Raw genomic sequence first — 13,379 nt, 5'->3', positions numbered from 1 at the left:
CTAGTGTCGACACTAGGAAGGTAGTGCTGCCCCAGTAGTCACACCGACCACGTCGAGCACGCCTGCCGCGACACAGGGAGTTCGTTGTCCATGAGGTCCATGACCATGCGAGCCCGCGTGCGGGCCCTCGCCCTCGGGGCGTCGGCCCTCGCGCTACCCGCCGCGCCCGCCCGAGCCGCCGCCTCGAACGGGGACACGCTCTCCGTCGGCGCCGGCGAGACCTACCTGCTCAGTACGACGACCCGGCTGGCCGCCCTCTCGATCGCCGAGGGCGGCACGCTCGCCGTACCGGCCGGCTACAGCCTGACGATGACCGTCGACGGCGTGGAGACCGGCTCGGTGCTCACGGCGACGCTGGCCACCGGCACGACCCTCGCGCCCGGCGCGTACGAGGGCGACATCGTGCTCACCGTGGCCGAGCAGAACACGGCGACGTTCGCGAACGTGACCTTCCCGATCCGGCAGGCCCTGTACGTCGGCGCCGCCGGGATCGTCACGGCCAAGTCGGCGCTGTCGGCGGTGACCGGGGGCCTGGTGACGCACTCCGAGGCGAGCGCGGTCGGCATCGTCTCGAACGGCGAGGCGTTCAATGGGGTGTACGTGGCGGGCGGCGGCGCCTACACCCTGCGCGGCTCGGCGATCGCCTTCACCGGCAACGGGCGCTGCGACTTCATCGGGGACGGCACCGCCGTGGTCGGGACCGGCGCGGGCACGAGCCTGGTCCTGGACGGCGTGACCATCATGAACAAGGGCGTCGTCCGCAGCGGCGTCGTCGCCGCGGACGGCAGCGCGCTCCTGGTCAAGAACTCGACCGTCCGCTGCCTGAACGGGATCCTGCCGGCCGACTACGTCCCGGCGGGCGGCGCGAACATGCTGGTCGTGCCCTGGCGGCTCGGCATCTCCGGCAACGTCCGGGCGACCAACCTGCTGGGCGCGAACACGACGGCCACCTATCTCTCCTGCACCGTCGAGTCCGAGACCTGGGGCGCCTTCTCCGTGGACTCGACGTCGAACTCGAAGGCCACGGCCGTCAACTGCCGGATCGCCAACCTGGGCGACGAGGGCTACGGCACGTTCGCGGACGGAAACGTCGTGGAGCGCCTCCTGGGCTGCGAGATCGACGCGGGCACGTACGCGACGATCATCGGCGCCTCCAACGCCACCGTGACCTACGGCGACAGCACCGCGGAGGCCGTCGCGGCCCTCGACTCCGAACTCGCCCTCGGCCTCTCGGACACGGAGCTGGCCGACCTCCCGGCACGGGGCTCGCAGATCGCGTCCCGGGGATTCGGCGTGCTGTGGCACGGGGCCGGGACCCTGCACATCCACGGCTCCACGGTGCTGACGACCCGCCACACCGTCTTCCTCGTCAAGGCCGTCCGCGCCACCATCACCGTCGACGGCTCCCAGGGCGCCCGGATCACCGCCGGCGACGGCGTCGTCCTCCAGCTGATGGAGACCGACAACCCCGGTTCCCTCAACGGCGTGTACACCGAGCCCACCGACGACCCGGTACGCGACGAGGGCTTCGACGTGACGGCGGTGCACGACGCCGACACCACGGCGTCCTTCACCGCCATCGCCGTCCGGGGCGACTTCTACAACGCGCGCCGCAGCGGGCAGAACCTGGCGCTGGCCTTCGACGGGTCGACGGTCGAGGGCGTCCTGTCCGCCTCCGTCTCCCGGCACGCCGTCGACTCCATCGGCTCCGCCGAGTACACCGAGCTGGGCCATGTCACCAACACCGTCGGGCCGGTCGTCAACAACGGCGTCCTCGTCACCCTGACCGGCGGTTCGGCGTGGACGGTGACCGGCACGTCGTACCTCAGCGCGCTGACGCTCGACGCGGACTCGGCGGTGACCGCCCCGGACGGCTCCGCCGTGACGATGACGGTGGACGGGACGCCGACCCCCGTCGTGCCGGGCGGGACCTACACCGGAGCGATCACGCTGACGCCGTGACGGCCTGATGCTGTGACCCCTGTGTCGCTTTGAGTGCGAAAGCACGGTCCTTATACACGTGCATCACAGCAGACGCCCCTAATTTCCAGACAGGTACATGACAATCCCACCTCCAGCAGTGAAGGGGCTCGCTCTCATGAACAACCACAGGAAACGCAAGGCCCGGCGCGTTCTGGTCCTCGGCACGGCCGGCGCCCTGGCGATGGGCACGAGCGTCGCGGCCCTGGCGTCGGCGACCGGATCGCTCGCCGCACCGACCGCCGCCTGCTCGTCGCTCGCCTTCACCCGATCGGCCACCTCCCTCGACGTCGGCGACAACCCCCGCCATGTGGTGACCGGCGACCTCGACGGCGACGGGAACGCGGACGTCGTGGCCGCCGACAACGACGGCGACTCGCTCTCCGTCCTGCTGGGCAACGGCGACGGCACCTTCGGCGTGGCCACCGCATACCCGGTGGGCGACCAGCCCTACCAGTCCGTCATCGCCGACTTCGACGACGACGGCAACCCGGACCTCGCCACCGCCGACTTCACCGGCGGCACGGTCAGCGTCCTGCTCGGCACCGGTGCGGGAGCCTTCGGCACCGCCGTCCAGTACACCGTCGGCGCGGGCGCCCGCTCCCTGGTCCCGGGCGACCTGGACGGGGACGGCGACCTCGATCTGGCGGTGGCCGAGGAACAGGGCGGCGGCGTCAGCCTGTTGACGGGCGACGGCGAGGGCGCCTTCACCGTCGACGTCGAGGCGGTGACCGTGACCAGGCCGCACGGCCTGGTCCTCACCGACTTCGACGACGACGGCGACCTGGACATCGCCACCGCCAGCGTCGCCACGGCGGGCGGCGTCAGCGTGGCGCTCGGCAACGGCGACGGAACCTTCGGCGCGGTCACCGAGTACGCCAGCGTCGCCCGCCTCTACTCCATCGCCCACGGCGACTTCGACGGCGACGGCACGACCGACCTGGCGACCATCAGCAACGGCTCCAACACCCTGGAGGTGTTCGCGGGCAACGGCGACGGCACGTTCGACGACTCCGTCGCCTCCACCACGTCCGCCCTGCCGGTGGCCGTGGGAGCCGCCGACGTGGACGGCGACGACGTGACGGACGTCCTCGTCTCCTCCCTGAAGGGGAGCTCCGTCAGCGTCTTCCAGGGCACCTCGGGCGGCGGACTGACCGAGCTGACCGAACTGACGTCCGACGGCGCCTACGAGGCCTCGGCCGCCGACCTGACGTCCGACGGCACCCAGGACCTGGTCGTGGCGAGCAGCAACAACGACCAGGTGGACGTCTTCACCGGCTCCTGCGGCTGAGAAGCCACCGGTGCCTCCACCGTGCGGCGGCCCGGTGGAGGCACCGCGGGTCGCCGTGGTCGCCGTGCTCGCCGTGGCTAAGAGGCCTGTCGGGCGGTGAGCGGCGTCGAGTCCCAGAAGGAGCACTGGTGTTCCGCGGCGTACCGGTCGTCGTCGCCGAGGACGCTCCGGCCGCCCGCCCGCAGTGAGAGCATGCGACCGCCCGTGGCCTCGCGGTAGCGGGGCCAGGCGCGCTGCCCGGCGACGTCCGGGCGGGCGTTCTTCGTGAACGCGCCCCAGTACTGCACCATCTCGCGGGCGAGCCGGCGCTCACCGGCGTCGAACAGCGGGGCGATGGGCGTGCCGTTGTCGAAGCTCGGCCAGAGGTAGGCGAGTTCGGCGGCGTGGCCGGCGCCCCACTCGTAGCCGGGGATCTGCGTCAGGCCGGGGCCCGTGCGGTGGTCGAACTCGTACGCGTAGGTCGGGGTGTACCGCTCGAAGCTCTGCGCCAGCGAGCGCAGCCCGCAGCCGCCTATCCCGCTGATCATTCCCGAGTCGGTCATGATCGCGCCGACGAGGTACGCGGCCGTGAACCGGTCGGACGTCTCGGGCCAGGGGTAGCGGGCGAGGGCCTCCTCGGTGCGGTCGCCTGCGACGCTCCGGACGAAGCCGAGGTACGCGTCCTGGCCCGCGCCGATGAAGCCGGTGGCGAAGGTGCGGCCCTCGTCGCGGGTCGCGCCGACGACCACGGGGACGCGGGTGAACTTCCCGCTGTCCACCGCCTCGCGGACGCCGACGGGGAACGTCGGGGTGCCGGCGGTGAACTGGGCCGGGTAGCCGCTGCTCGCGTCGAGGAGCGCGCCCGCCGGAGCCGACCGCAGACAGCTGAGAACGGCCCCCTGGTCGGGGCCGGCGCAGCCCGCCCGCTGCGCGAACGCCGTGCCCGCGCTGTCCGCCTGCGCCTGCGTGCGGCTGACGCAGGACCCGCTCTGGATCATGGCGCGGGCGAACAGACCGCGCGAGCCGGGCGACACCAGATGTCCGCAGACGGACCAGCCGCCCGCGGACTCGCCGTCGACGGTGACCTCGGCGGGGTTCCCGCCGAACGCGGCGATGTTGCGCTGCACCCAGCGCAGGGCGGCCTGCTGGTCCAGGAAGCCGTAGTTGCCGGACTCGCCGCTCTCCTCGGTGAGGCCGCTCAGGCCGAGGAAGCCGAAGACGCCGAGCCGGTAGTTGAGCGAGACGCCGATGACGCCGGTCTCGCCGACCAGCTTCGACTCGTCCATCTGCGCGCCGCTGCCGTTGGTCAGACCGCCGCCGTGGAGGAACACGTGCACCGGAAGCCGCGCGCCCGCCCGGACGCCCGACGGCCGCCACACGTTGACGGCGAGACAGTCCTCGGTCTCGCTGCGCGGCCCGTTGCCGCTGGGCAGCACGGGACAGGGGTCGCCGAAGTCGGCGGCCTCGCGCACCCCGGTCCAGCGCGCCGCGCGCTGCGGCGGCTTCCAGCGCAGCGCCCCGGTGGGGGCGGCGGCGTAGGGGATGCCGAGGAACCGCTCGACGCCCTTCGAGGTCGCGCCGCGCACGGCGCCCCTGTCGGTGGACACGACGGTCGACGACTTCACGGTCGACGCGCTCGCGGTCGACGCGCTCGCGGTCGACGCGCTCGCGGTCGACGCGCTCGCGGAGGCCGTGGCGGGCAGCAGCCCGCCGACGGAGAGCGCCAGGGCGAGCGCGGCGCCTATGGCGTTGCGGAGCCTACGGGCAGTCATGAACACCTCTGCTGTGGGGGGAGGAGGGAAACCGGCCGGGTCCGACAGCCGGGTCTAACGGGTGACGTGCACGCTGCCGTGCAGGGGGAGCGTCCGCGACGAGCCGCCGACCCACACGCCCCGCTTCCCGGTGCCGAGCGCCCAGGCGTCGGCGGTCGTGTTCCAGTACTTCAGCTGCTGGGCGTCGACCCGGATCCGGACGGTCTTGGACTGACCGGCGCGCAGCTGCACCTTCTGGTAGCCGGCCAGCGAGCGCACCGCCTGCTGCGCGGTGGTGTCCGGGCTCGCGCCGACATAGACCTGGGCGACCTCGGCGCCGTCGCGCGTGCCGGTGTTCTTCAGGGTGAAGGACACGGTGAGCTCGCCGTGCCGCTGCCGCACCTGGAGGTCGCGGTAGGAGAACGAGGTGTACGACAGCCCGTACCCGAAGGGGAACAGCGGTTCGGCGCCTTCCTTGTCGTACCAGCGGTAGCCGACGTGGACGCCCTCGGAGTAGTTCTCCTGGTTGTCCACTCCGGGATACCGGAGCGGGTCGCCGGCGACCGGGGTGACCGACTCGTCGGCGGGGAACGTCTGGCTGAGCTTGCCCGACGGGTTCACATCGCCGTAGAGCAGCCGGGCGGTGGCCTCGGCCCCGTTCTGGCCGGGGTAGTACATGTCGAGGACGGCCTTGACCTCGGACAGCCACGGCATGGTGATCGACGATCCGGTGTTGAGGACCACGATGGTGTTCGGGTTGACGGCGGCCACCGCGGAGATGAGCCCGTCCTGGTCCGCGGGGAGGGAGAGGTCCTTGCGGTCGACGCCCTCGGTGCCGTCGTCGTAGGCGAAGACGACCGGGGTCCGCACCTGGCGGGCGAGGGCGACGGCCTCCTCCCGGGCGGCCTGCGCGGCCTGCGGGGTGACCCAGTTCAGCCGTACCTTCGTCGGCGCGCCCTGGATGGCGAGGGCGCCGGCCGCGAAGCTGTGCGCGCCGGCCGTCAGATGCACCCTGGCGGTGCTGGTCCCGAGGAAGCCGGTCAGGACGTTGCTGCCGTCGATCAGCACCGCGCCATAGGCCGCGGGCAGGTCGAAGACGAAGGAGTAGTCGCCCTCGGTCGGCACGGTGAGCGTGCCGCTGTGGAAGAAGGACTCCTCCGGGGTGACGGTGACGGCGCCGTCCGGGCCGACCGGCAGGGCGGGGCTGAGGGCCGTCGCCGGGATCGGCAGGCCCGTGCTGTCGCCGCCGGCCGCGTAACGCACCGTGGCGCCCGCGCCGGCCCGCTCGGTGATGGTGTCGAGCGGCGAGGCCGCGAAGTCCGGTACGACGTTGGAGCTGCCGCCACCGGTGACCTTCGGCGTCTTCGCGGTCGGGCCGATCAGGCCGATGCTGGTGTCGTCGCCGGTCAGCGGAAGCGACCCGGCGGTGTTCTTCAGCAGGACCGCCCCGGCCTCCGCCACCTGCTGGGCGGCCCTGGCGCCGCCCGCCGGATCGCGTGCGGGCCGCTGGTCGGCCTTGCCGTCGAGGAGGCCGAACTGCTCCATCCGGCCCAGGATCCGGGCGACGGAGTCGTTCAGCTCCGCCACCGGGACGGTGCCGTTCTCGATCGCGGTCTTCAGTTCCGCGCCCAGATAGGCGGCGGTCGGCATCTCCTGGTCGAGGCCGTCGACGATATCGGTCGTCGCATGGGTCGCGCCCCAGTCCGACATGACCCAGCCCCGAAAGCCCCACTGCTCCTTGAGGATCGAATTGAGCAGTTCGTCGCTGCCGCAGCCATGGCTGCCGTTCACCGAATTGTAGGAGCACATCACCGCCCCGGCGCCGGCTTTCACGGCGGCCTCGAAAGCGGGCAGTTCGATCTCGCGCAGCGTCTGCTCGTCCACGTTGACGTTCACACCCATGCGGTTGTCCTCCTGGTTGTTCGCCGCATAGTGCTTGACGGTGGCGATCAGTCCCTGGCTCTGGACGCCCGCGATCTCGCCGGACACCATGCGGGAACTGAGCAGGGGATCTTCGCTGAAGGTCTCGAAGTTCCGTCCCGCGTACGGCACCCGGATGATGTTCGTCATCGGCGAGAGCAGGACGTCCTGGCCGAGCGCACGGCCGTCGCGCCCGATGACCTGGCCGAAGGTACGGGCCAGCCGGTCGTCGAAGGACGAGGCGAGGGCGACCGGCGCGGGCATCGCGGTGGCGTGGGCGTTGACCCGGACGCCGGCCGGGCCGTCGGTGAGCCGCAGTTCGGGGATGCCGAGGCGGGGCACGCCGGGGATGTATCCGGCCTGGCCGAGCGCCTCGGGGTCGGTGTCGCCGTGGACGAAGGACAGCTTCTCGTCCAGCGTCATCCGCGCGATGAGGGCGGCGACGCGGTGGGACGGACCGCCGGGAGCGCCGGGAGCGCTGGTCGCCCCTGGGGCCGGGGCCGTGCCCGCGGCGAGGAGCAGCACGCTGAGTGCGCCCATCAGGGCCGTGCGCCGTAACCGTCGTCGGGCCGGTCGATACAGCTCCATATGGGCTCCAAGAAAGATCCCTTGCGTATCGGAGTTACCCATCGGAGCAGGAGATCGACGAAATTGCCACACTCGGGGCTCGTAATCCGACCGATCGATTGCAGATTTCGCCGCGCACGTCTCGTGTTCCGCCACGATTTCGATCACTTCGGAAGCACCCGCTGCGGGCGCGAAAGCTGACACTACGGTGTGGATTCCTGCCCCGTCCCGGGGCGGACGGGGTGGCATGCACCTGGGGGGATCCATGTTTCTGTCGCGCAGGACGAGGAGTTCGCGGCCCGTGGTGCCGGTTCCGGAATCCGCCGCGCAAGAGGGCGGCCGGATCGACGAATGGGACGAATGGGCTGTCCTGGAATCGCTCGGACGGGACGTCTTCACCGTGCTGTGCGGCGATACGCGCGCCGACTACGCGGAGTTGTTCGAGGAGTTCCGCGAGGATCCGCAGGGTGTGGTGCGGCCCGCGCTCACCCCGGCCGTGGCCTCCGGCATCACCGTGTCCTCGGCGCTCCCCTACATCCTTCCGGTGACGGCCTGGCTGTTGAAGGTGGCCACCGAACGCCTCGCCGTCCAGGCCATGGACGCCCTCAGCGACGCCACCCGCGAGAAGATCGCCCGCCTCCTCCGACGCCGCCGGTCCCGGACCTGCGCCGAGGGGACGGACGACGCGGCGACGCCCGTCCCGATGGACGCCGACGAGGAGCAGGCGGCCCGCGCGGCGCTGGCGGCGTGGGCCGAGAGCATCGGCGCGGACGCCGCCCAGGCCTGCTCGGTGGCCGAGGCGATCATCAGGGTCCTGCGTGCGGGCGAAGGCGGAGGACCGGGTCGGTGACGGTCAGCGAGAGCCGTGCGGCCGCCGAGACGGCAACCCGGGCGGAGCCGGGGACCGAGGCCGAGCCCGGGCGTCGGCCCGGGCGGGTCCTGTCCCCCACCGGCGCACGCTATGTGCTGCTGATCGTCACCCTGGTGCTCGCCGGCGCCTTCGCGGGCCAGGTGATCCACGGCCTGGTGCTCGGCCCGTCGTGGGCCGAGGATGCGCTGCGGTGCTGGGAGGAAGGCCGCCGCCTGTTCCCCGACTCCGGCCAGCGTCAGGCCGAGCACTGGAGCCGTTGCACCGGACCGCTGCAACGGCGCCAGGCCCTGGTCTCCGTGGCCGGGGCGGCGGCCGTGCTGCTGCTGGGGCTGGCGGTCATGGGGATCCTGCCGCGCCGTCTGCTGCGCGGCGCCGGGCCGTTGAAGACCGCACCGGCTCAGTGGCAGGAGCGCGCCGGCCGGATCGCCGCCGAGATGGGCGTCAGGCGCCCGCCGTGCGTGATGTGGGGCGGGCCCCGGGTGCGGGAGGCGTTCGCGCTCGGCCGCGGCAGCCGCTCCCGGATCATCCTGCCGCGGGACATGCGGCTGCTCGGCGACGCGGAGGCGGAGGCGATCCTCCGGCACGAGACGGGGCATCTCGCCGCGGGCGACGTCACCCTGGTCTGGCTCACCCGCGGCGTGTGGTGGGCGCTCCCGCCCGTCCTGCTCACCGCGCCCCTGGTGGCCGCGGTGCAGGGTTGGCGGTCGCCGGACACGAGCCCCTGGCGCATGCTCGCCCAGCCCTTCTGGGCCGAGTACGCCGTACGGGCTTCGGTGCTGGCGGTGATCGCCACGCTCGTCGCCCAGCTGATCATGCGATCGCGGGAGCACGAGGCGGATCTGGCCGCCGTGCGCGGGCAGTCGGCAGCTCCTTGGGAGACCCTGCTCGGCGGCCCCCTGCCGGCCCCGCGCAGCCGGCTCGACGCAGCGCGCGCCAGCCATCCCACCCACCTGCGCCGGATGAGCGTGCTGCGCGCCCCGCACCTGCACCTGGCCCCGACCGTCCTGGACACCCTCGTCGTCGGGCTGCTCGCGGCCGTCCTGCTGGACTCCGTGCACGGCCTGGCCACCCTGGTGCTCACCGGAACCTCGTGGAGCGCGGCGGGCGTCAGCGCGCCGGCCGCCGGTCTGCTGCTCGCCGTCGGCTGGGGCCTGCCGGTGTGGCGCGCCGCCCTCGCCGGGCGCAACGGGGCCGCTCCGCCGTCGCGTTGGCTCCACCTGGTCCTGGGGGCGAGTGCGGCGGCCGGGCTGCTGGTGCGTCTGCAGGGCGCGGGCACCACGGCGAACGGGCCCATGCTCGGGTGGCCGCTGCTGGTCGTCCTCCCCCTGGCGGTCGTGGGGGCCGCGGCGCTGAGCACGGCGTTCGCGGGGCTGTGGAGCCGGCGGCGCGGGGCCGGCCGCAGCACGGTCCGGGACCGGCTGACGGTGATCGCCGTCAGCACGCTGCTGTTCAGCGGCGCGTTGTGGCTCGCCATGGACTTCTGCGTCTTCCTGAGGCTGTTCTCCGCGGACCCGGTGCTCGGCGCGGCCCTGCTCACCGGTCCCTACTCGCCGTCGGGCGCCCACAAGGCCGCCGCGTCGGCGGCGGTCGCCGGGGCGGCCGTGTGGTGCGTCGTCCGCGACTCCCACCGGCCCGGACCCGGTCGCCGGCTGCGCCGCTGGCTCCCGGCCCTGACGGCCGTCGCCGCCGCCGTCGCCGCGACGGCGACCCGTCTGACGTACCGGTCGTCCGCGACGGCGGGCGACTGGACGGGCACCTGGCGACTCGATCTGCTGACCGCGCTGTGCGCCGGGTCCGTGTGCGCCGTCATGCTCGTCGCGCTCCGGGGATCCGGCGGGCTCGGCCATGCCCTGTACGCCGCTCCCCTGACGACCGTGCTCACCGTGACCGCCCTGTGGGCGGCCCGCTTCGGCTCCTGGAAGCATCCGTTCGAGGTGTGGAGCAGCGTGCTCGTCGAAGGCTCCTTGGCCGGACTCGTCGTCGTCCTACTGGTGTTGGCCGTTCCCGCGGGGCTCCTTCCCGCGTGGGACAGCGGCCGCGCAGCGGTGCACATCGCCGTGCCGGCCCTGGCGGTGATCGTGGCGGTCGCCGCGGTCCTGGCGGTCCAGCACTCGGGGGACGCGTTGCTGCTCCGCTGAACCCGCGCCGCCGTTCGCCGGCTCGCCTCACCCAAACGGATCGGGGGAAGTCGGCTGCGGTGCGGCAGCGCCCTGAAGGGGCGCGGGGAACCGCGCGACCAGCCACAACGGCGCCGCATCGGAAAGACGGCACACCGCGGTACTCCCAGCGGGGCGCTTGGTCGCCTCACCGGCTCGCCTACGGGGACGGTCTCCGTGGCGGACCGTCACAACCAGTCCACGCTGCGCTCTCGCCGGGAGCCCGGCGGATGCGTAGGGTTTTTCTCAGGCTCGGCGTGCGTGATCCGGCCTTCACCGGGGGAGGGTACGCCCGCGAGCCTGGAGGGGGGTGCTGGGTCGTGGGCAATTGGCGCGTTCGGATCATGGGTCCCGGCGGGAAGAGCCTGAGCGGCGCGGGCGTCTTCATCGGCGACGGCCTGATCCTGACGTGCGCGCATGTCGTCACCGAGGCGCTCGGACGCACCGAGCAGGAGACGGTTCCCGCGGGCAGCACGGTGGTGGTGGACTTCGCGCCGTCCGGCGACGCGCGACCGCGGCCCGCGCGGACGGTCGACGGCGGCTGGTTCCCGGTCCGGCCCACGTCCGGCGACATCGCGGTCCTGGAGCTGACCCGGGACGGACCGCCCGCCGAGGTGCGTCCGGCGGTCCTCTTCGCGGGCGACGGCGCGCAGCCGGCCGAGGTGAGCGTCTACGGCCATCCACGCCGTGGGCTCGACGACGGGGTGTGGGTCGAGGTGACCGCGACCGGGCCCGGCGGGCCCAACCCGGCCTGGCGGCAACTGGACGGCAGGGCGCACGGCGTGGCCGTCCAGCAGGGGTTCAGCGGGGCCGGGGTGTGGGACCGGGGGCTCGGCGGAGTCATCGGCCTGGTCGTCGCCGCCTACAGCTCGTCCGTCGAACGGGTGGCCTGGATGATGCCGCTGGCCGCCGTGGCCCGCGAGTGGCCGCCGCTCGCCGCGCTGATCGAGCGGACGGGGTCGACGGCGGCCGTTGAACTGACGGCCCCTCAATGCGCCGAGCTGGCCCGGCTGATGGCCTCGATCCGGCACTTCGGGACACTCGGCGGCCGACAGGATCTCGTCTCCCTGCTGCCCACGGAAATCGGCTCGGTCATAGCCGAACGCCCCGAGCCGCACGCCCACTTGTACAACGTGGTGCGCACGAGTTCCGAATACGAAGGAGGCATGGACGAACTCATCGGCGCCGTGCGGACGTTGGTGGGCGATTCCCGCGCCGTCCGATCGATCGCCGCCGAGTTGCGGCGTTTTGAGGAGGAGGGGCGCCGGTGACCGGACATTCGACACTCTGCGTGGCCGGACTCTGCGTGGCCGAGCCTGTCCACGCCTGGACGCCTTACGGGAAAACGGGGATGACGGACACAATCGACGACCCATCGGGCTGGGTGCGCACCAGCAAGCTCGTGGAGGTCCTGGAACGCACCAGACCCATGGGGGACCCGGAGCTGCGACGCCAGTGCCTGGAGGTGGCGGGGGGCCGGCTGAACGTCGATCTCACGGGGCTCGTACTCCAGGGCGTAAACACGCGAAGCCAGCTCTACGACGTCGTACGGCTTCTGGGCGACATCCCCGGCGGCCTCATGGTGCTGGCCGAGACCGTCCGCTTCTTCGCCCCGGGCGCCCGGCCCACGGAGGCGTTCCATCACCTGGTGCGCTCGACGTTCGTGCAGCCGCCGCTGACGGAGGCCGGACTGCGCGACGTCCAGGAGCTGTTGCGGCAGGCTCCCAAGGTGCCGGTCGGCCGGATCCATCGGGCGGCCCGGGGCGCCTACGACCGGCTTCCGCCCGGGCACGACGACATCGTGCTGGCCTTCGACCACCTGGTGGAGGCGAACGCGCGGGCGGACGGCCTGTTCCCGTTCATGCTGTACGTCGAGCATGTCGCCGTGCTCTCGCCCGATGGGCCGGCCCGGCGGTTGCGCGAGTGGAACGCCACGGTGGCCGACGGCCTCGGGGTGCGCGACGCGCTGGACGCGGCCTGCGCCGCGCTCGTCCCCGTACCGCCCGAGCACACCGAGAGCGTGGCCTACCTCGCGATCCAGATCGAACGGGCGGACGACGGCCACGAACACGGCGACGGACACGCGGATCCATACGGCGACGAACACGGGGCCGGATATCTCGTGTCCTCGTGGACGAAGGAGGACCTCTCCTCCCCCGCCTGCCCGGACTTCCTCGACTTCGCCTGCTCCGACGGCGATCTGGAGATGACGGTGGAGCGCGCCATCTCCAGCGGCGAGGCCGCCCTGGCCGGCCTCGACACGCCCGTGCAACTGGAGTTCGTGCTCGGCCGGGACCTCGTCGACCTGCCCGTCGAGGAGCTCTCCACCCACCGCTCCTCCGGTCTGCCGCGCTCCCTGGTGCGCCACTACCAGACGGTGATCCGCAGCCTGGAGCGGCAGCGCGACCCGTCGATCCAGCGGGTGCTGAAGCGACGCTGGCGCAGCATGCGCGACACCCCGCAGGAGTGCTCCTGGCACGCGTGCGGCGGGGCGGGCGGCCTGAGCCCCTCCGATCTGCAGGACCTGCTGGGCCGGGACCGCAACGGACGGGTGGTCGCGGTCGCGCTGCTCGACGCGCCCCGCAAACCCGAGCCCGGGATCGTCCACCCCTACGACATCGCGCTGCGCGAGGGCGTCCCCGCGATGCTGTGGACCCGCTCCGCCCGTGCCGACCCCGGGCTGGGCGATCTCGCCGGCCGGCTGTTCACGGCGAACCAGCTCAACGCGCTGGCCGCGAAGGTCCACGAGTCCCGGGGATCGCTGCTCTCCGACGGGTTGCTCGTATTGATCGACGACCCCGAGAACCTCTATGTACCCCTACGCCGCTACCAGTCGCCGCAGAAGGGAAGGACGCAGTCTTGAC

The 13,379-nt window shown here is 72.6% G+C and carries 8 protein-coding genes; 6 read left to right on the top strand and 2 right to left on the bottom strand.

The window, feature by feature from the left end; all coding sequences use genetic code 11:
* Positions 1–90: 90 nt before the first annotated feature.
* On the top strand, positions 91–1,962 hold the full coding sequence (locus ACWCPF_RS06085) for a hypothetical protein (RefSeq protein WP_451043741.1): 1,872 nt from the start codon (positions 91–93) through the stop codon (positions 1,960–1,962).
* Between the two features lie 136 nt (positions 1,963–2,098).
* A complete protein-coding gene (locus ACWCPF_RS06080; RefSeq protein WP_451043740.1) occupies positions 2,099–3,271 on the top strand; it encodes an FG-GAP repeat domain-containing protein in 1,173 nt (390 codons plus the stop codon).
* Positions 3,272–3,348: 77 nt separating this feature from the next.
* Here ACWCPF_RS06080 and ACWCPF_RS06075 read toward each other — a convergent pair whose 3' ends face one another.
* Entirely contained in the window at positions 3,349–5,022 is a 1,674-nt protein-coding gene (locus tag ACWCPF_RS06075; RefSeq protein ID WP_451043739.1) for a carboxylesterase/lipase family protein, read from the bottom strand.
* Between the two features lie 54 nt (positions 5,023–5,076).
* The gene (locus ACWCPF_RS06070; protein WP_451043738.1) at positions 5,077–7,509 is read right to left on the bottom strand and encodes a glycoside hydrolase family 3 C-terminal domain-containing protein; all 2,433 of its coding nucleotides are present in this window, start codon (positions 7,507–7,509) and stop codon (positions 5,077–5,079) included.
* 280 nt (positions 7,510–7,789) lie between these two features.
* Between ACWCPF_RS06070 and ACWCPF_RS06065 the strand changes: the two genes are divergently transcribed.
* The 4 genes from ACWCPF_RS06065 to ACWCPF_RS06050 all read left to right on the top strand — a co-directional run bounded on the left by ACWCPF_RS06065 (position 7,790) and on the right by ACWCPF_RS06050 (position 13,378).
* The gene (locus ACWCPF_RS06065; RefSeq protein WP_451043737.1) at positions 7,790–8,338 is read left to right on the top strand and encodes a hypothetical protein; all 549 of its coding nucleotides are present in this window, start codon (positions 7,790–7,792) and stop codon (positions 8,336–8,338) included.
* Complete coding sequence (locus tag ACWCPF_RS06060; protein WP_451043736.1) at positions 8,335–10,497, top strand: M48 family metalloprotease; 2,163 nt, start codon at positions 8,335–8,337, stop codon at positions 10,495–10,497. The genes ACWCPF_RS06065 and ACWCPF_RS06060 overlap by 4 nt, the downstream gene beginning before the upstream one ends.
* Before the next feature lie 362 nt (positions 10,498–10,859).
* Complete coding sequence (locus tag ACWCPF_RS06055; protein ID WP_451043735.1) at positions 10,860–11,786, top strand: effector-associated domain 2-containing protein; 927 nt, start codon at positions 10,860–10,862, stop codon at positions 11,784–11,786.
* A gap of 80 nt (positions 11,787–11,866) precedes the next feature.
* Positions 11,867–13,378, top strand: coding sequence for a VMAP-C domain-containing protein (locus ACWCPF_RS06050; RefSeq protein ID WP_451043734.1), 1,512 nt, complete (start codon positions 11,867–11,869; stop codon positions 13,376–13,378).
* Position 13,379: the final 1 nt, after the last annotated feature.

It is taken from the genome of Streptomyces sp. NPDC001858, from assembly GCF_053594615.1.
This window is presented reverse-complemented; position numbering and strand designations above follow the sequence as displayed.